This is a genomic window from Variovorax sp. UMC13 (genome assembly GCF_014170375.1).
In the GTDB taxonomy this organism is placed as follows: Bacteria; Pseudomonadota; Gammaproteobacteria; order Burkholderiales; family Burkholderiaceae_C; genus Variovorax.
Genome location: NZ_LZZW01000018.1, coordinates 1 through 17,773 on the forward strand (window position 1 = coordinate 1; position 17,773 = coordinate 17,773).

18 protein-coding genes, 2 pseudogenes and 1 riboswitch are annotated in these 17,773 nt (G+C 70.7%); of the genes and pseudogenes, 7 read left to right on the forward strand and 13 right to left on the reverse strand.

Annotated elements, in window-relative coordinates; all coding sequences use genetic code 11:
• Positions 1 to 102, forward strand: a pseudogene (locus tag A9977_RS34280) (protein TolR); the annotation flags it as partial.
• A 48-nt stretch (positions 103 to 150) separates the two neighbouring features.
• Here A9977_RS34280 and A9977_RS14730 read toward each other — a convergent pair.
• From A9977_RS14730 to ribD, 10 genes and pseudogenes are all read right to left on the reverse strand, one after another.
• Positions 151 to 336: pseudogene (locus A9977_RS14730) on the reverse strand (protein TolA); the annotation flags it as partial.
• 3 nt (positions 337 to 339) lie between these two features.
• Positions 340 to 777, reverse strand: coding sequence for a biopolymer transporter ExbD (locus A9977_RS14735; RefSeq protein ID WP_183025610.1), 438 nt, complete (start codon positions 775 to 777; stop codon positions 340 to 342).
• 27 nt (positions 778 to 804) lie between these two features.
• A complete protein-coding gene (gene tolQ / locus A9977_RS14740) occupies positions 805 to 1,506 on the reverse strand; it encodes a protein TolQ (RefSeq protein WP_183025611.1) in 702 nt (233 codons plus the stop codon).
• Positions 1,503 to 1,940, reverse strand: a complete 438-nt coding sequence (gene ybgC / locus A9977_RS14745) for a tol-pal system-associated acyl-CoA thioesterase (RefSeq protein WP_183025612.1) — start codon at positions 1,938 to 1,940, stop codon at positions 1,503 to 1,505. Before ybgC ends, tolQ begins: the two co-directional genes overlap by 4 nt.
• A complete protein-coding gene (locus A9977_RS14750; protein WP_183025613.1) occupies positions 1,937 to 3,121 on the reverse strand; it encodes a pyridoxal phosphate-dependent aminotransferase in 1,185 nt (394 codons plus the stop codon). Before A9977_RS14750 ends, ybgC begins: the two co-directional genes overlap by 4 nt.
• Positions 3,118 to 3,654 (reverse strand): transcription antitermination factor NusB, encoded by a 537-nt coding sequence (gene nusB, locus A9977_RS14755; RefSeq protein ID WP_183025614.1) that lies wholly within the window; start codon positions 3,652 to 3,654, stop codon positions 3,118 to 3,120. The genes A9977_RS14750 and nusB overlap by 4 nt, the downstream gene beginning before the upstream one ends.
• Complete coding sequence (ribH, locus tag A9977_RS14760; protein ID WP_183025615.1) at positions 3,651 to 4,118, reverse strand: 6,7-dimethyl-8-ribityllumazine synthase; 468 nt, start codon at positions 4,116 to 4,118, stop codon at positions 3,651 to 3,653. Before ribH ends, nusB begins: the two co-directional genes overlap by 4 nt.
• Before the next feature lie 3 nt (positions 4,119 to 4,121).
• Positions 4,122 to 5,276: a bifunctional 3,4-dihydroxy-2-butanone-4-phosphate synthase/GTP cyclohydrolase II gene (ribBA, locus tag A9977_RS14765; protein WP_183025616.1), complete on the reverse strand. Its 1,155-nt coding sequence runs from the start codon at positions 5,274 to 5,276 to the stop codon at positions 4,122 to 4,124.
• Positions 5,277 to 5,288: 12 nt separating this feature from the next.
• The gene (locus A9977_RS14770; protein ID WP_183025617.1) at positions 5,289 to 5,930 is read right to left on the reverse strand and encodes a riboflavin synthase; all 642 of its coding nucleotides are present in this window, start codon (positions 5,928 to 5,930) and stop codon (positions 5,289 to 5,291) included.
• A 64-nt stretch (positions 5,931 to 5,994) separates the two neighbouring features.
• Positions 5,995 to 7,125 carry a bifunctional diaminohydroxyphosphoribosylaminopyrimidine deaminase/5-amino-6-(5-phosphoribosylamino)uracil reductase RibD gene (gene ribD, locus A9977_RS14775; RefSeq protein ID WP_183025618.1) on the reverse strand — a complete coding sequence of 377 codons (1,131 nt, stop codon included), beginning with the start codon at positions 7,123 to 7,125 and terminating at the stop codon, positions 5,995 to 5,997.
• 171 nt (positions 7,126 to 7,296) lie between these two features.
• On the opposite strand from ribD, the gene pilV reads away from it, so the two are divergent.
• Genes pilV through A9977_RS14805 form a run of 6 tightly spaced genes read left to right on the forward strand, consistent with a single transcriptional unit; the run spans position 7,297 to position 14,334 of the window.
• Positions 7,297 to 7,881 carry a type IV pilus modification protein PilV gene (gene pilV, locus A9977_RS14780; protein WP_183025619.1) on the forward strand — a complete coding sequence of 195 codons (585 nt, stop codon included), beginning with the start codon at positions 7,297 to 7,299 and terminating at the stop codon, positions 7,879 to 7,881.
• A complete protein-coding gene (locus A9977_RS14785) occupies positions 7,862 to 8,791 on the forward strand; it encodes a PilW family protein (protein ID WP_183025620.1) in 930 nt (309 codons plus the stop codon). Before pilV ends, A9977_RS14785 begins: the two co-directional genes overlap by 20 nt.
• Positions 8,788 to 9,420, forward strand: a complete 633-nt coding sequence (locus tag A9977_RS14790) for a pilus assembly protein (RefSeq protein WP_183025621.1) — start codon at positions 8,788 to 8,790, stop codon at positions 9,418 to 9,420. The genes A9977_RS14785 and A9977_RS14790 overlap by 4 nt, the downstream gene beginning before the upstream one ends.
• A gap of 14 nt (positions 9,421 to 9,434) precedes the next feature.
• Positions 9,435 to 13,379 carry a pilus assembly protein gene (locus A9977_RS14795; protein ID WP_183025622.1) on the forward strand — a complete coding sequence of 1,315 codons (3,945 nt, stop codon included), beginning with the start codon at positions 9,435 to 9,437 and terminating at the stop codon, positions 13,377 to 13,379.
• A complete protein-coding gene (locus A9977_RS14800) occupies positions 13,376 to 13,804 on the forward strand; it encodes a type IV pilin protein (protein ID WP_183025623.1) in 429 nt (142 codons plus the stop codon). Before A9977_RS14795 ends, A9977_RS14800 begins: the two co-directional genes overlap by 4 nt.
• Positions 13,801 to 14,334 (forward strand): GspH/FimT family protein, encoded by a 534-nt coding sequence (locus tag A9977_RS14805; RefSeq protein WP_183025624.1) that lies wholly within the window; start codon positions 13,801 to 13,803, stop codon positions 14,332 to 14,334. The genes A9977_RS14800 and A9977_RS14805 overlap by 4 nt, the downstream gene beginning before the upstream one ends.
• Positions 14,335 to 14,344: 10 nt before the next feature.
• Here the strand turns inward: A9977_RS14805 and nrdR are convergent, their stop codons facing one another.
• The 3 genes from nrdR to A9977_RS14820 all read right to left on the reverse strand — a co-directional run bounded on the left by nrdR (position 14,345) and on the right by A9977_RS14820 (position 17,119).
• A complete protein-coding gene (gene nrdR / locus A9977_RS14810; RefSeq protein WP_183025625.1) occupies positions 14,345 to 14,788 on the reverse strand; it encodes a transcriptional regulator NrdR in 444 nt (147 codons plus the stop codon).
• A 26-nt stretch (positions 14,789 to 14,814) separates the two neighbouring features.
• Positions 14,815 to 16,059 (reverse strand): serine hydroxymethyltransferase, encoded by a 1,245-nt coding sequence (gene glyA, locus A9977_RS14815; RefSeq protein WP_183025626.1) that lies wholly within the window; start codon positions 16,057 to 16,059, stop codon positions 14,815 to 14,817.
• 52 nt (positions 16,060 to 16,111) lie between these two features.
• A riboswitch (ZMP/ZTP riboswitch) is annotated at positions 16,112 to 16,237 on the reverse strand.
• A 42-nt stretch (positions 16,238 to 16,279) separates the two neighbouring features.
• Positions 16,280 to 17,119: a lytic transglycosylase domain-containing protein gene (locus A9977_RS14820; protein WP_183025627.1), complete on the reverse strand. Its 840-nt coding sequence runs from the start codon at positions 17,117 to 17,119 to the stop codon at positions 16,280 to 16,282.
• Positions 17,120 to 17,773 lie beyond the last annotated feature (654 nt).

Sequence of the window (17,773 nt, forward strand, 5' to 3'; positions counted from 1 at the left end):
AAGTCGGTCAAGTACGAGACCGTGGTCAAGGCCATGAACCTGCTCAAGCGCGCGGGCGTCGAGCGGGTCGGCCTGTCGGTCACGACCACGGGCGCGAAGTAAGGCATGTCGCTCGCCGCTGACCGCCCCGAGTTCGCCCCCCCGCCGCAGCTGCTGCACCGTGGTCGACCAGATCTCGGCCTCGACGGCATCGCTCTCGGCATCGCGCTTCCAATGCACGCCCCAGGTCAGCGCGGCGATCAGCACGGCGTGCGCGGCCAGCGCGAAGGCGATGGCGCGCGGCGTGCCGCGCTGCGGCGGGGGGGCGAACTCGGGGCGGTCAGCGGCGAGCGACATGCCTTACTTCGCGCCCGTGGTCGTGACCGACAGGCCGACCCGCTCGACGCCCGCGCGCTTGAGCAGGTTCATGGCCTTGACCACGGTCTCGTACTTGACCGACTTGTCGGCGCTGATGACCACCGGGCGCTCGGCGTCGCCGCCCTGCGCGGTCTTCACGGCGTTGCCGATCTGAGTGAACGGGATGGCGCTGCCGCCCGAGCCGCTGGACGGGTCCTTCTTGATCTGGATCTCGTCATCGGTCTTGATGACGATCTCGATCGGCTTGTCGGGCTGCTTGTTGGCGCGATCGACGCTGGGCAGGTTGATCACGCTCGGCGTGATCAGCGGCGCGGTCACCATGAAGATGATCAGCAGCACCAGCATGACGTCGATGAACGGGACCATGTTGATCTCGTTGATCGTGCGGCGGCCGCGGCCGCGGGAGGAGGTGGCGGGCATGGGCTCGGCTTCCTTTCGGCGGCGGGCTCAGCGGCCGGCGCTCGCGGGCGCCGGCTGGGTCGACAGGTTGCGCTGCAGGATGTTCGAGAACTCTTCGATGAAGGTCTCGAGCGCGATCGCGGTCTTGTCGATCTCGCGGGCGAAGCGGTTGTAGCCGACCACCGCGGGAATGGCGGCGAACAGGCCGATGGCGGTGGCGACCAGCGCCTCGGCGATGCCGGGCGCGACGGTGGCCAGCGTGACCTGCGTCAGCGCGGCCAGGCCGGTGAAGGCATGCATGATCCCCCATACCGTGCCGAACAGGCCCACATAGGGCGATACCGAGCCGACCGTGGCCAGGAAGGACAGGTTGGACTCGGCCACGTCGAGCTCGCGCTGGAAGCTGGCCCGCATCGCGCGGCGCGCGCCGTCGAGCAGCGTGCCGGCGTCGGCCACATGGCGCTCGCGCAGCTTCTGGTACTCGCGCATGCCGGAGGCGAAGATGCGCTCCATCGGGCCCGCGAGCTTGGCGTTCTGGGCCGCGGAGGCGAAGAGTTCGTTGAGGCTGGTGCCCGACCAGAAGTCGCGCTCGAACTCGTCGTTGAGGGCGCGCATGCGCTTGAGCGCGAAGAACTTGCGGAAGATCGCCGCCCAGCTGGCGATCGAGATGCCGGCCAGCAACAGCACCACGAGTTGCACGGGCAGGCTGGCATGGATCAGGAGGGTGAGGATCGAGAGGTCTTGGTTCATGGCGTGAGAGGTTGAGACATGGAGCCGCGATGGCGCTCGAGGGTTCCCGCAACATGGGCCGGAATGCGTGCCGGGCGCAATGTGAGGCCATCGACCCAGCCGATGCGGATCGTGCCTTCGCACAGCAAAGAGGGTTGCTCTTCTTTTGATAGCACGCGCTGGGCGATTATGGCCGACGCCGAGCCGGTCTGCCGGAGTTCGACCGTAACAAGCAGTTCGTCGTCGAGGCGCGCCGGCCGGTGGTACTTGAGCTGGGTCTCGCTCACCACGAACATCCCGCCGCTCTGTTCGCGCAGCGCGCGCTGTTCGATGCCCAGGTCGCGCAGCCACTCGGTGCGCGCGCGTTCCATGAACTTCAGGTAGTTGGCATAGAACACGATGCCGCCGGCATCGGTGTCCTCCCAGTAGATTCGGATCGGGAACTGGAAGCTCATCCGGCCAGCGTCTTGAGCCGCGCGATCGCTTCTTCGAGGTGCGCCATCGAGCTGGCGGTCGAGAAGCGCACGAAGCGCGCGGTCTCGGCGGTGCCGAAGTCGCGGCCCGGCGTGATCGCCACGTGGGCGCGCTTCATCACCTCGAAGGCGAAGTCCCAGCTGCCCTCGATGCCCAGCTTGCGCGCGAACTCGGTGCAGTCGGCCCAGGCGTAGAAGGCGCCGTCGGGTTCGACCGGCACCGTGAGGCCGAGCGCGTTGAGCTGCGGGATGAACCAGTCGCGCCGGGCCTTGAACTCGGCGCGGCGGCGTTCGTATTCGGCGATGCTCTCGGGCTCGAAGCAGGCCAGGGCCGCGTGCTGGGCCACGGTGCTCGCGCAGATGAACAGGTTCTGCGCCAGCCGTTCGACCGCGGGCACGATCGCATCGGGCACCACCAGCCAGCCCAGCCGCCAGCCGGTCATGTTGAAGTACTTGCTGAAGCTGTTGATGCTGATGACCTGGTCGTCGATGGCCAGTGCGGTCTGGCCGAAGGCATCGTCGTGCGACAGGCCCAGGTAGATCTCGTCGATCAGCGTGATGCCGCCGCGGCGCGACACCACCTCGTGGATGCGGCGCAGCTCGTCGGGCGCGATCGATGTACCGGTCGGGTTCGAGGGCGAGGCCAGCAGCACGCCGCGCGTCCTGTCGGTCCAGGCGGCCTCGACCTTGGCCGCGCTGAGCTGGAAGCGCTCGGCCGCGGTGGTCGGCACCAGCACCGCACGCCCCTCGGCGGCGGTGACGAAATGGCGGTTGCAGGGGTAGCTGGGGTCGGGCAGCAGGATCTCGTCGCCGGCCTCGATCAGCGCCAGGCAGGCCAGCTGCAGCGCGGCCGAGGCGCCGGCGGTGATCACGATGCGGCGGGCCGGCACGTCGACGCCGAAGCGCTGGCGGTACCAGCCGCTGATGCGCTCGCGCAGCAGCTCCAGGCCGGTGGCCTGCGTGTACTGCGTGGCGCCCGCGCGCACCGCGCGCACCGCGGCTTCCTGCACCAGCGGCGGCGCGGTGAAGTCGGGCTCGCCGATGTTCAGGAAGATCATCGGCCGGTCGGTGTGGGCCACCTCGCGCGCCAGCGCGCTGGCAGCCTTGGCCACCTCCATCACATAGAAAGGCTCGATCTTTTCCGCGCGGCTCGAGATCCTCATGCGCGCGCTTTCCCCGATGCGCGGTCGGCTTCGACCTCGACGCTGCGCAGCGTCGGCGCCAGGCCGTTGAGCACCGCGTTCACGTACTTGTGGCCGTCGGTGCCGCCGAATTCCTTGGCCAGCTCGATGCACTCGTTGAGCACCACGCGCCATGGCACGTCGAGGCAGTGGCGGAATTCGTAGACGCCGATCCACATCACCGCATGTTCGATCGGCGAGATCTCGCCGAACTTGCGGTCCAGCAGCGGCTGGATCATGGCGTCGAGTTCGGCTTCCTCGCGGATCGTGCCGTGCAGCAGCGCGTCGTAGTGCGCGGCGTCGGCCTTGTGGAAGCCCGCCAGGTCGCGCGTGAAGTGGTCGATCTCGGTCGCGTCGTTGCGGCCCACCAGGTGCTGGTAGAGCGCCTGCAGCGCGAATTCGCGCGAGCGGCTGCGGTTGGACTTGGCCGAGGCCTTGCGTGCGCCCGTGCTGGTGAGGCCGGTGCGCACCTGGCGCGGCTTGGCGTCTTGTTCGGGAGGAAGGTCTGCGGTCATGAGAGGGTGCTGGCCAGCAGCTGCGCCATTTCGACGGCGACGCGTGCCGCATCGCGGCCCTTGTCGGTCTGGCGGGCCACGGCTTGTTCCAGGTTTTCGGTGGTGAGGATCGCGTTGGCGATAGGCAGGTGGTGGTCGAGTGCGATGCGGCTCACGCTCGCGCCGGATTCGTTCGCCACGAGTTCGAAGTGGTAAGTCTCGCCGCGGATGATGCAGCCCAGCGCGACCAGCGCGTGGTAGCCGCCGCGCCGGGCCATGGCCTGCAGCGCCACCGGCACCTCGAGCGCGCCGGGCACGCGCACGTGGTCGATGTCGGCATCGGCCACGCCGAGCGCGGCGAGTTCGGCCAGGCAGGCTTCGGCCAGTGCGTCGGTGATGTCTTCGTTGAAGCGCGCCTGCACGATGCCGATGCGCAGGCCTTTTCCGTCGAGCGCGATGGGCTCGCCCTTGTTTGCGTGAAGCACGTGTCAGTCCTTGTGGATGTAGCCGGTGATTTCGATGCCGTAGCCGGCGGCCATGCTGGGCATGCGGCGCGGCGTGCCCAGCAGTTGCATCTTGTGCACGCCGCATTCGCGCAGGATCTGCGCGCCCACGCCGTAGCTGCGCAGGTCCATGCGGCCGCGCTCGGGCGCCTGCGCCGGACGCGCGGTGCCGTCGAACTGGGCCAGCAGCTCGGCCGCGGATTCACCGCAGTTCAGCAGGATCGCGACGCCCTTGTCCTGCTTCGCGATGTAGGCCAGGCTGGCGTCGAGGCTCCAGGAATGCAGCGAGCGGTTGATCTCGAGCGCGTCGAGCACCGACAGCGGCTCGTGCACGCGCACGGCCACGGTCTCGTCGGCGGCCCAACTGCCGCGCACCAGTGCCAGGTGCACGCCGTTGCTCGGCTTGTCCTGGAATGCATGGGCGGTGAAGCGGCCCCAGGTGGTCTCGATCTCGCGGCAGCCGACCTTGTGGACCAGCGTCTCGGTGCGGCTGCGGTGCTCGATCAGCGCGGCGATGGTGCCGATCTTCAGGCCGTGCTCGGCCGCGAACAGCTGCAGGTCGGGCAGGCGCGCCATCGTGCCGTCTTCGTTCATCACTTCGCAGATCACCGAGGCGGGCGAGCAGCCGGCCATGGTGGCGAAGTCGCAGCCGGCTTCGGTGTGGCCGGCGCGCATCAGCACGCCGCCGTCGACCGCCTGCAGCGGGAAGATGTGGCCGGGCTGCACCAGGTCGGCCGCCACGGCGTTGCGCGCGACCGCGGCCTGCACGGTGCGCGAGCGGTCGGCCGCCGAGATGCCGGTGGTCACGCCTTCGGCGGCTTCGATCGAGACCGTGAACGCGGTCGAGTGCTGTGCGCCATTGCGCGCCACCATGGGCGGCAGGTTGAGGCGCTCGCACATCTCGCGCGACAGCGTGAGGCAGATCAGGCCGCGGGCGTAGCGCGCCATGAAGTTGATGGCTTCGGGCGTCACGTGGTCGGCCGCGAGCACGATGTCGCCCTCGTTCTCACGGTCTTCCTCGTCGACCAGGATGACCATGCGGCCGGCGGCTATGTCGGCGACGATCTCCTCGACCGAGGAGATGGGGGCGGGCGCCCGCGCGGTGCGAGGGGCCGCGATGGGGGTGACGGATGCGTTCATGGCGTGTGCGGTTCAGGAGGTTGCGGCCGGAAGCATCCCGGCCTGGAGCATGCGCTCGACATAGCGAGCGACGGTATCGATTTCGAGGTTCACGCGGCTGCCTTCGCGCAGGGTTCCGAGCGAGGTGTTTTCCACCGTGTGCGGGATCAGGTTGATGCTGATCTCGCTGCCGTCGGCCACGTCGCTCACGCTGTTGACCGTGAGGCTCACGCCGTTCACGGTGATCGAGCCCTTGTAGGCCAGGAAGCGGGCCAGCGCCGGCGGCGCGAGCACGCGCAGCTCCCAGCTCTCGCCGACCGGCGCGAAGCGGCGCACCGTGCCGATGCCGTCGACATGGCCCGACACGATGTGGCCGCCCAGGCGGTCGTTGGCGCGCAGCGCCTTCTCGAGGTTAAGCTGCGCGTTCTCTTCGGCCAGGCCGGCCGTCTTGTCCAGCGATTCGACGGAGATGTCGATGGTGAACTGTTGCTGGGCCGAATCGAGCGAGGTCACGGTCATGCAGGCGCCATTGAGCGCGATGCTGTCGCCGAGGCCGACGTCATCGAGGTAGCCGGGCGGCGTGGCAATGCTGAGGCGCTTGCCGTGCGAGGAGGAGCTTCCGAGGTTGCGTACGGCGGCGATGCGCCCCACGCCGGTGATGATGCCGGTGAACATCCCCGCATTTTCGCAGAGAACGCGGGGCTTCGGCGGCGGGCGCCTCCAACGGGGCGATTCGGCCTCAGAAAGCGTCCCGGCCGGCGACGCGGGCCAGGATGCGCAGGTCGGGCCCGAAGCGTTCCACAGAGCGAAATTCGAGCGGCAGGGCGCCGGTCAGGGCGGTCAGCGGCCCGCCCGCGAAGGGCTGGCTGGCCATCTCGAGGCCCTCGCCGATCAGCTTGGGCGCCAGGTAGACCAGCAGCTCGTCGACCCAGCCTTCGCGCAGCAGCGAGCCGTTGAGCTTGTGGCCGGCCTCGACGTGCAGTTCGTTGACTTCGCGCCGCGCCAGGTCGTGCAGCATCGCGCCCAGGTCGACCTTGCCGTCGGCATTGGGCAAGGAGACGATGGTCGCGCCGCGCGCCGTCAAGGCCGCGGCCCGGTCGGCATCGGGCTGTGCGGCGTAGATCCAGACCTGGCGCTCGGGTACGTCGAACAGCCTGGCGCCGGGCGGGGTCTGCAGGCGGCTGTCGACGATCACCAGATGCGGCTGGCGCGGCGTCTCGACCAGCCGCACGTCGAGGCGCGGGTCGTCGTCGATCACCGTGCCCACACCGGTCAGCACGGCGCTGGCGCGGGCCCGCCAGGCATGGCCGTCGGCGCGGGCCTCGGCCGAGGTGATCCATTGGCTCACGCCGTTCGACAGGGCGGTCTTGCCGTCGAGCGAGGCCGCGGTCTTGAGCCGGACCCAGGGCGTCTTTCGGACCATTCGGCTGAAGAAGCCGATGTTGAGCTCGCGCGTCGCCTCGGCCTCGGGCCCGACCTCGACCGCCACGCCGGCCGCGCGCAGCCGCGCGAAGCCCTGGCCCGCGACCAGCGGGTTCGGGTCGGCGATCGAGGCCACGACACGGCCGATGCCGGCCGCGACCAGCGCATCGCAGCAGGGCCCGGTGCGGCCATGGTGGGCGCAGGGTTCGAGCGTCACATAGGCCGTGGCGCCGACCACCGACAGCCCGCGTGCCGCGGCGTCGCGCAGCGCCATCACCTCGGCGTGCGGGCCGCCGGCGCGCTGGGTGTGGCCGCTGCCGATCACTTCGCCGGAAGGCGCGACCAGCACGCAGCCGACGCGCGGATTCGGATCGGTCAGCAGGCGGGCGTCGGAGGCCAGCCGCTGGGCATGCGCGATGTGTTGCGCGTCGAGGGAGGAGGAGGGCATGGGCAGGGTGTGGCGAGGGCGCGCGGCGCGCCGGCGAATCATACGAGTGGTCGCGCATGAGGGATGGACGGCGGCCCATGCGCGGGACGCCAAACCTAGACTGCTCGCACTTCGACGGACGCACGGGGCACATCCGGCGCCGATCGCAGGCCTTCAGGGAGGCATCAAGACATGGCGTGTTCCAGGCGTCCGGCCGCGGGCTTTTCCCTGCTCGAGGTGCTGGTCTCGGTGATCGTGCTCGGCGTGGGGCTGCTGGGCACGGCGGGCCTGTTGCTGGGCTCGCTGCGCAGCGCCAACGAATCGGCCGCCTTCGGCACGGCGGTCGACCTGGCGCGCGACCTGTCGGAAAAGCTGCGCAACCAGCCGCAGTTGGCGGCGCGCAACCATGCGGCGAATCCCTACCTCCTCGCGCTCGGCGCCGACGATGCCGTTCCCGACGCCGAGCCGGCCTGCGTGGGCGACAGTGCCTGCACCGCCGCGCAGCTGGCCGCCTGGGACATTCACGAATGGGCCGGCCGCGTGCGCGCCACGCTGCCCGAGGCGCGGCTCGTGGTCTGCTTCGACGACGCCTTCGCGTCGGGCGATGAAGACGCCTGGGCCTGCAGCGGCAGCGGCCGCACCCTCGCGCTGAAGCTGGGCTGGGCGCCGCGCACCGGCCGCGGCGGAGAGGCCGAGGGCCGCGCGCGGGCGCCGCAGCTGGTGCTGCAAGTGGTTCCCGGTCGCGGGGAGGATGGCCATGTGCCGGCCGGCTTCTGATTTCCGCCAGCGTGGCGTCACGCTGGTGGAGCTGATGGTCGCGCTGGCCATCGCTGGGGTGCTGGTGCTCGCCGCGAGCACGGCCTTTCTCGCGGCCCGCAAGCTGTTGGACACCCAGGCCGACGTCCAGCAGGTGCAAGACACGATGCGTTACGCGCGCTACGTGCTGCAGAACGTGGTCCGGCAGGCCGGCTACGTCGACTACACCATCGACGTCGGCGATGGGGCCCTGGCCGCGGCGTCGGCGGGGCTCGCGGACCTGCCGGTGTTCGGCGCCACCCGCACGAGCGTCCCGGCCACGGGCGACAGCGCCGGCGTCCATGGCAGCGACCTCGCGGCCGCCAACGATTCGCTGCGCCTGCGTTTCTTCGGCCGCAACCTGCCGGGCGGCGAGGCGGTCGACACCACCACCATCGACTGCCTCGGCCAGCCGCTGAGCGGGAACGCACGTGCCTGGAGCTTCTTCTACGTGGCACGCGCGGCCGACGGCGAGCCCGAGCTGTACTGCAAGCGGCGCGCCGTCGACGCGGGCGCCTCGGAGCGCTTCCACGCCCAGCCGATCGCGCGCGGCGTGGAGCGCTTCAAGGTGGTGTTCGGCCACGACGCCGACGGCGACAGCGTACCCGAGCGCTGGATCGATGCGCAGGCCATCGACGAGCTCGCGCGGGCGGCCGGCGTGGCGTCGACGGTCGAATGGCGCAAGGTCGTCGCCGTGCGCGTGGGCCTGGTGGTGCGCGGTGCACGGGTCCATGCCGACATCGCGAACACGGCCGGCGCGCGCGACGCCCTGATGCCGCTGGGCGCCGCGTTCGCGGGCGAGGCGTCCTTCGCCTCGCCCGCCGACGGCCGCATCCGCGCGAGCACCACCTTCACGCTGATGCTGCGCAACGTGATCCGGGCGCCGGCGTGAACCGGCCCCGGCGTCGCCTGCCGCACGGCTTCTCGCTGATCGTGGTGCTGCTCCTGCTGGGGGTGGTCAGCCTGCTGGGCGTGGCGGCCGCGCGGCTGACGCTGGTCCAGGAGGCGATGGTCCGCAGCGACCGCGACACCGAGATCGCGCTGCAGGCCGCCGAGGCCGCGCTGGCCGATGCCGAGCGCGACGTGCTCGGGCCCAACACCGACGCCGCCGCGCGCCTGTGCCTGTTCCAGCCTCAGGACGTCGCCGCCTTCGCCGCGGGCTGCGGCAGCGGCCGGGCGCTGGGCCTGTGCGCCGCGGCCGCGCCGGGCGAGACGCCCGCCTGGATCGCGGCCGACCTGTCGCCGGCCAGCGCCGTCGCCGTGCCCTACGGGCATTTCACCGGCCAGACCTATGCGGCAGGCGACGACCGGGGCGCGGTGCCGGCCCACCTGCCGCGCTACATCGTCGAGGCGGTGCGCCACAACGGCGGCTGGGAGCCCCGGCGGCTGCAGGGCGCGGACGCCGGCAGCCTCGGCCATGTGTTCCGCGTGACCGCGGTGGGCCACGGCGTCGACCCGCGCACGCAGGTGATGCTGCAGACCACCCTCTACAAACCCACGGTCAGCCCCGGCTGTCCATGAGCAGGGAGCTTCCGATGCGCCTTCTTCGACACCTTCTTCCGGCCTGCTGGGTGGGCCTGGCCTGCGCCGCGCAGGCCGAGGCGCCGCTGCGCCCGCCCGAGGTGGCGCTGGCCGCCGAGCCCTTGTTCGCCCGCGCCGCGCGCGTGAAGCCGAACATGGTGCTGGACCTGTCGGTCGAATTCCCGACCACCGGCGCGGCCTACCGCGGCGCCTTCGACATCCGCACCACCTACGTCGGCTACTGGGACCCGCTGGGCTGCTACGACTACGCCGTGGCCGACGGCTATTTCCGGCGCAGCGCCGACGCACGCCAGGACGGCGAAGGCATCGCCTGCGCCGACCAGTGGAGCGGCAACATGCTCAACTGGGCCGCCTCCTCGGCCATCGACATGCTGCGCTATGCGATGACCGGCGGTGACCGGGTGGTCGACACCGCCAGTTCGACCGTGCTGCAGCGGGCCGTGCTGCGCGACGATTTTTACAACTCGGCCCGCTACTTCCCGGCCCGCACGCTCAGCGGGCAGCTCGACCGGCTCACGCCGCTGGTGGCGCGCGGCCAGGTGAAGGCCGGCGGCAGCCTGCGCATCGCCAGTTGCCGCAACCTGCTGTTCGTCGGCAGCGCGAGCACCGGCCAGTGCGGCGCGCCCGGCGCCAACCAGGCCTACGGGCCGGGCGGCCCGGCGCCATACCTGGCGCGGGTGCAGGTCTGCGGCGGGGCCGAGGGCGCGAGGCGCAGCGATCTCTGCTTCGCCTATCCCAGCGGCCATGCCAAACCCGTCGGCGCCATCCAGACGTACGCCGACCGGATGCGCTTCGCCGCCTTCGGCTACCTGATGGACAACCGCAATGCGCGCTACGGCGGCGTGCTGCGCGTGCCGATGAAGTTCGCCGGCCCGAGCGGGCAGGGGGCCCGCTTCGAGAATATCGCCAACGAGGCGGCCGAATGGGATGCCCGGACCGGCGTGCTCGTGCGCAACCCGCTGGCCGCGGAGGAGGGCCTGAGCGGCGTGCTGAACTACCTCAACCAGTTCGGGCGCACCGGGCCGGTGGCCGGCAGCTACAAGGGGCTGGACCCGGTCGGCGAGCTGTACTACGAGTCGCTGCGCTACCTGCAGGGACGGCCGCCGTCGCCCCAGGCCACGGCGGGCCTGACGCCGGCCATGAAGGACGGCTTCCCGGTCTACAACCAGACCCGCCACTGGGGCCTGGGCGAACGCGCGCGCTGGGATCCGGTGGTCGAGGGCTGCCAGCGCAACCACGTGCTGGCCATCGGCGACCTCTACACACACCACGACCAGTCGCTGCCGGGCCTGCGCAACGACGGGCTCGACGGTTGGCCGGGCGGCTTCCGCGCCCCCGATCCCGCCCACCTGGAGCCCGACGCCGCCCAGTGGAGCCGCATCGTCGGCGCCTTCGAGAACGACGAGTCGCTGGCCTACACCCACCCCTCGGGCAAGGCCGGCCTGCGCACGCGCGGCAACGCGGGCGGCCCGCGCGCCTTCGCCTTCCGCAGCGGCACGCCCATCGGCGCGCGCAACATGGCCACGCTCGCCACGGGCGCCGACGCCGGTTCGCTGGCCTGGGCGGGGCTGGCCTACTGGGCGCGCACCCAGCGCATCCGCGACGACCATCCGGCGCTGCGCGTGAAAACCTACACCATCGACGTCGACGAGCGCGGCGACGGCACGCTGCGCCAGGCCCAGCGGGGCAGCGCCGCCTACCTGGCGGCCAAGTACGGCGGCTTCGACGACCGCAACGACGACGGCAACCCCTTCGTCACGGTCCGCGGCGCGGGCGGCGACGAGGTGGTGTCGAACGCGGAGTGGGCCGCGGGCGTGGACGACGACGGTTTCCCGAAGCCGGCGAGCTACTTCCTCGCGAGCCAGCCGCAGGCTTTGATCGCGGCGATCCGCGGGATCTTCCGCGACGCCGCCGCCGCGAGCGGCAGCACCGCGGGCGGTGCCGCGGCCAGCGAGCGCGTGACGCGCGGCGGCACGCAGCTCTACGTGCCGCAGCTCGACAGCAGCCAGTGGTCGGGCTCGCTGCTGGCCTATCCCTTGCGCTACGACGCGGACCAGGGCGGGGTGAGCCGGGGCGCGACGCCCCTCTGGGACGCGGGCGAGCGCCTCAGCGGCAATCCGGCCGCGGTGCCGCCGCTGGCACCCCGCGATCCCGCGAGCCGGCGCATCTTCACCCAGCGCGGCAGCGGGCAGGGCGTCGAGTTCCTGTGGCGCGAACTGCGCAGCGACGCCGTGCTGGCCGCGGCCCTGGACCGGGCGCCGTTCGCGCCCGACGGCGAGGCCGACGGCCTGGGCGAGGCCCGGGTCGCCTACCTGCGCGGCGAGCGCAGCCGCGAGGCCGAGGGCGCTGGCGGCGTCTTCCGCACGCGCGGCTCGGTGATGGGCGACGTCGTCAACGCCACACCGCTGTGGGTCGGCCCGCCCAGTGCCGCGCTGCAGGGGCCGGGCTATGCGGACTTCCTGGCCGCGCACCGGGCGCGCCGGGCCGTGGTGTACGTCGGCGCCAACGACGGCATGCTGCACGCCTTCGCGGCCGACGACGGCAGCGAGCTCTTCGCCTATGTGCCGCGCGCGGTGTCGGCCAGGCTCGCGGCCTACACCTCGCCCGCCTATGTGCACCAGCCTTTCGTCGATGGCAGTCCGGCCGCAGGCGAGGTCCAGGGTGCCGATGGCACCTGGCGGACGATGCTGGTGTCGGGCCTGGGCGGCGGCGCGCGCGGCGTGTTCGCGCTCGACGTGAGCAGGCCCGAGCAGTTCTCCGCGTCGCAGGTGCGCTGGGAATTCACCGACGCGGACGATGCCGACATCGGCCACGTGACCCAGGCGCCGCGCTTGCTGCGCCTGCGCACAGCGGCGGCGCAGCAGGGCCGCCCGGCCGCCTACCGATGGTTCGCGGTGGTGCCTTCGGGCTTCAACAACGGCCATCCGCGCGGGGCCGGCGCGCTGTTCCTGCTGGCGCTCGACAAGGCGCCCGGCGAGTCCTGGGCCCTGGGGCGCAACTACCACAAGATCGTGCTGCCGCCGCCGGCCGAGCGCACGCTGCCCAATGCCCTCGGCCCGGTCGGCGACCAGGTGGGCGCGGACGGCGCCACCCGGACGCTCTACGCCGGCGACATCCAGGGCAACGTATGGAAGTTCGACTTCACACGGGACGCGCCCTGGACGGCCGCCAACGCGCTGGCCTTCGCCGGCGCGCCGCTGATGGTCACGCGGGACGCGGCGGGCCGGCGCCAGCCCATCACCGTCGCGCCGGAGGTCGGCCGAGGGCCCGACGGCGGGGCGATCCTGCTGTTCGGCACCGGCCAGTTCGTGGCGCCCGAGGACCTGGGCAGCCGCGCCGTGCAGTCCATCTATGCGGTGCACGACAGCGGGTCGCCGCTGCCGGACGACGGCGCCCGCACGCAGCTGCAGGGCCGCCGCGTGGCGGCCGAAGGCACGCGCTTCACGGTCACGGGCGATGCCTTCGCCTTCGGTCCCTACGCAGCGGGCGGCGGCTCGCGGCGCGGCTGGTACTTCGACCTGCCGGACGCCGAGGCGCGCGGCGAGCGCCAGGTGTCCCGCATGGTGCTGAGCGACGGCTACCTGTTCTTCAACACGCTGATCCCGCACCCCGATGCCTGCGGCACGGGCGGTGGCGGCCACAGCTGCGCGGTGAATGCGATGACCGGCCTGTCGGAGGGCCCGACCTGCATCCCCTCGACGGTCGGCATGCCCGGCGCGCCGCTGGTGCTGCAGGCGGGCGATGGCGCCTTCAGCCGGACCGACGCCTTCGGGCGCCGCACCGACACGCGCAAGCTCGAGGTCGTCAGCATCGGCACCGGGACGGGCAACGGCCCGGGCGTGTCCATCGACCGGCCGCTCGCCGGCGACAAGGTCAGCCGCGTGGCAGGGCGCCTGAACTGGCGCCGGGTGCTCGACTTCAAGGAGCTGAAGCCATGAGGCGCTGCAGCTCGGCCCCGAGCCGGGGCTTCACGCTGATGGAACTGATGATCGCCCTGGTCGTCCTCGCCATCTTGGCGGCGATCGCCTATCCCTCCTACCTCGACGCGTTGCGCAAGGGCTGGCGCGCCGAGGCGCGCGCCGCGCTGATGCAGGAGATGCAGCAGCAGGAACGTTTCTACACCCAGCGCGCGCGCTACCGCGACACGGTCTTCGCCAGCGACTCGGGCCTGGGCACGGGCACCGGCCGGTACACGCTGACGCTCGATGCCTGCGAGGGAGCGTCCGATGCACGACGCTGCATCCGGCTGCAGGCTTCGCTGCGGAGCGGCTTTTCCGATCCGCAGGTCCGCTCGCTCTGGCTGGACAGCCGGGGCGAGAAGGGCTGCAACGGCACGGCAGCGCCACGGGCGTGCTGGCCATGACGAGGTCCGCGCGCGGCGGCGGGGGCTTCACGCTGGTGGAACTGCTGGTGGTGCTGGCGCTGCTCGCCGTGCTGGCGATGCTGGCCGTCCCCGGTTTTCGCGGCCTGCTGCTCAACCAGCGGCTGGCGGCCGGCACCGGCGACTTCCTCGCCGCCTTGAGCCTGGCGCGCGTCGAAGCGCTCCGGCGCTCGCAGAGCGTCAGCGTGGTGCCGCTGGAGCGCGACTGGGGCAGCGGCTGGCAGGTGCAGGTCCTGCAGGGCGGCGAGACCACAAGCCTGCGGCGCTTCGAGCCCCTGCGCGAAGGCGTGACGGTCGACACGCTGGGCAACGGCTTCGATCGCGCGGTCCGCTACGACGCCAACGGCTTCGCCGGCGGCAGCAAGGGCATCAACGCGCTGGGCTGCCTGACCCTCCGAGCCGACACCGGGCGGCGCCGTTCGATCGTGATCCCGGCGTCGGGCCGGCCCAAGCTGTGCGACCCCGACAAGGCCGGCGATTGCGGCCTGGGGCGCTGCGGCAGCCAGCGCTGAGAACGAGGACTCAGATGTCCCGCAGCAGTTGCCGGAACTCGTCCACGTCCTCGAAGCTGCGGTAGACCGAGGCGAAGCGCACGTAGGCCACCTTGTCGAGCTTCTTGAGTTCGCGCATCACCAGTTCGCCGACCTTGGTCGAGTCGATCTCGCGCAGGCCGCTGGACAGCAGGCGCTGGTCGATGCGCAGCAGCGCGCCGTCGATCTGCTCGATGCTCACCGGCCGCTTGCGCAGCGCCAGCATCATCGAGGCGCGCACCTTCTTGGAGTCGAAGTCGGCGCGGCTGCCGTCCTTCTTGACCACGACCGGGAAGTTGACGTCCGGCCGCTCGTAGGTGGTGAAGCGCTTGTCGCAGTCGCCGCACTGGCGACGGCGGCGCACGAAGTCGCCGTCTTCCGAGACCCGGGTCTCGACGACCTGGGTCTCGGCATGGCCGCAGAACGGACACTTCATGCTGCGGGCGGCCTAGGCGGAACAGCTCAACGGTAGACCGGGAACCGGCTCGTCAGCGCATGCACCTTGGCGCGCACGGCATCGATGTTCGCCGCATCGCGCGGGTTCTCGAGCACGTCCGCCACCAGGTTGGCCGTCAGGCGCGCTTCCTCGTCCTTGAAGCCGCGCGTGGTCATGGCCGGCGTGCCGATGCGCACGCCGCTGGTCACCATCGGCTTCTCGGGATCGTTGGGGATCGCGTTCTTGTTGATCGTCATGTGGGCCGCGCCCAGCACCGCTTCGGCTTCCTTGCCGGTGATGCCCTTGGCGCGCAGGTCGACCAGCATCACGTGGCTTTCGGTGCGTCCGCTCACGATGCGCAGGCCGCGCTCGGTCAGCGTGTCGGCCACGATCTTGGCGTTCTTCACCACCTGTTGCTGGTAGGCCTTGAACTCGGGCGTCATGGCTTCCTTGAACGCGACCGCCTTGGCGGCGATCACGTGCATCAGGGGGCCGCCCTGCAGGCCGGGGAAGATCGCGCTGTTGATCGCCTTCTCGTGCTGCGACTTCATCAGGATGATGCCGCCGCGCGGGCCGCGCAGGCTCTTGTGCGTGGTCGAGGTCACTATGTCGGCATGCGGCACCGGGTTGGGGTACACGCCCGCGGCCACCAGGCCGGCGTAGTGGGCGATGTCGACCATGAAGATCGCGCCGACGTCCTTGGCCACCTTGGCGAAGCGTTCGAAGTCGATGTGCAGCGAGTAGGCCGAGGCGCCCGCGATGATCAGCTTGGGCTTGTGCTCGTGCGCCTTGCGCTCCATCGCGTCGTAGTCGATGGCTTCGTTGGCGTCCAGGCCGTAGCTCACCACGTTGAACCACTTGCCGCTCATGTTCAGCGGCATGCCGTGGGTCAGGTGGCCGCCTTCGGCCAGGCTCATGCCCATGATGGTGTCGCCGGGCTTGAGGAAGGCCAGCATCACGGCTTCGTTGGCCGAGGCGCCGCAATGGGGCTGCACGTTGGCGGCGTCGGCGCCGAAGATCTGCTTGACGCGGTCGATGGCCAGCTGCTCGGCCACGTCCACATGCTCGCAACCGCCGTAGTAGCGCTTGCCCGGGTAGCCTTCGGCGTATTTGTTGGTGAGCTGCGAGCCCTGGGCCTGCATCACGGCCGGCGAGGCGTAGTTCTCGCTGGCGATCAGTTCGATGTGGTGTTCCTGGCGTGCGTTCTCGGCTTGGATCGCAGCCCAGATTTCGGGGTCGGTCTGTTCGACCAGGATGTCGCGGTGGTACATGGCAGTCCTTTGAAGACGGTGGTCCTTGTCTGTTCTTCTGAGATGAAACAACAAGGGCTGCCCAGGCGAACGGCTGATCGCCCGGAGGCCGGGCGGCACGCTTCCCAGTGGTATTCCACGTCAGCGCCATCCGCAGCAAGAAGAGGGATGGCACCTATCGCCAGTCGCGTACCTCGCGAGTGTAGCCCAGCGTCGCCGGGCCGCGTCGGCGCAGGGCCGATCAGGAGGCCGCGAGCAGCGCCACCTTCTGCGGCGGCGCGACCTCGGGCTTGGCGGCCGGGGCCGGCGCCACGATCGGGATCGGCTGGGTGCGGGTGGCCGCGGGCGGCGTCACCGGCAGCGAGCGGCCGTCGGCCACCAGGCGCAGCCGTTCGTGTTCGGCCATCACCTTGCCGGTGTAGCCGCCGTCGTCGTCGAGGTTGGCCGCGCCCACGTAGTAGCGCAGGCCGGCTTCCAGCGAGCCGGCGCGGGCGATGCATTCCTGCAGCACCTTGACGCCGACGCGCATGTTGGTGATCGGGTCGAAGGCGGTGAGCGTGCCGCCCGCGCTTTCGTACTTGTCGACGTGCACCCGGGTCATGACCTGCATCAGGCCCTGCGCGCCGACCTGGCTCTGCGCGAAGGGGTTGAAGCTGGACTCGACCGCCATGATCGCGAGGATCAGCGTGGGATCGAGCTTGGTGCGCTGGCCCAGCTGGTAGGCCTCGGCCACCAGCACGCTCAGCGGCTCGGCCGCGACGCGGTACTTCTTGCTCAGCCAGAAGGCCACCGCGGCCTGCTGCTTGGGCAGGTCCTTGGGGCTGGCCGCGGTCGTGCGGTCGATCGCGTTCGGCTCGAGCGCCGTGGCTTCCGGTGCCGGCTTGCGCGACTCCAGCCAGCTCATGAGGTGGACTTCGCCGCTTTCGCGCAAGTCCGGCCGGGCCATCAATGCGAGCACCACGAACACCGTGGCCAGGCCCAGCAGGGCGAAGCCGTTGTGCGTGATCTCGAAAAAGCCGTCGACCACGTCGGACCCGAATGTCCGTAGCCCGCGGGCTGTGGCCTCCAACGCCTTGTTCATCGTTTTCCTTTCTGTGCGGCGCCTGAAAGCTCTGGGCCCTGGGGGGCGGCGGAGAATTCAAACGACAGCGCTTGGATTGGTACGTACCAGGTGAGCGCGAGGAGGGAAGTGCGCTACAGCCTGATGAGCCGAAGCAGGTTCGGCGGCGGAAAGAGAGAAGGCCCGGCGCGGCGGTAGGGGGCGCGGGGCGACGGCGGATTCTAGGAGTGGCCAAATACCGGGTCAAGCATAAAGATATCGATCGTTATTCTTTCATGATTGAAAGGAACGCTGACTTTCGGCTTATTTCGCGTGGTAGGCGATGGACAAACGGTGTTGCCTGACGCGCCGGGAAGGCCTAATCTGACGCGGTCCGATCGGTGATCGGGCATCGCCGACATCCCGGACATCCGGTGCAAGCCCAACGGTCCGGCGACGAAGGCAACAACGGCGGCAATCTCTTGCTGCCAGCGACGGCGGAACCATTCAACTTCCGCCCGAGCGCCCAGATGGCATGGGTCTTGTGCCCGCCATCGAGCCCGGTGCGTGACTCGGTCATGCACCGGGCTTTCTCTTTGGAGCGCCGCATTCGGCGCGCGAAGTGCGACATGCTGCGCGCCGGCGCTTCGTACACGCTGTTTCAGGATGTGCGTGCGTCACGGCCGCCAATCAATT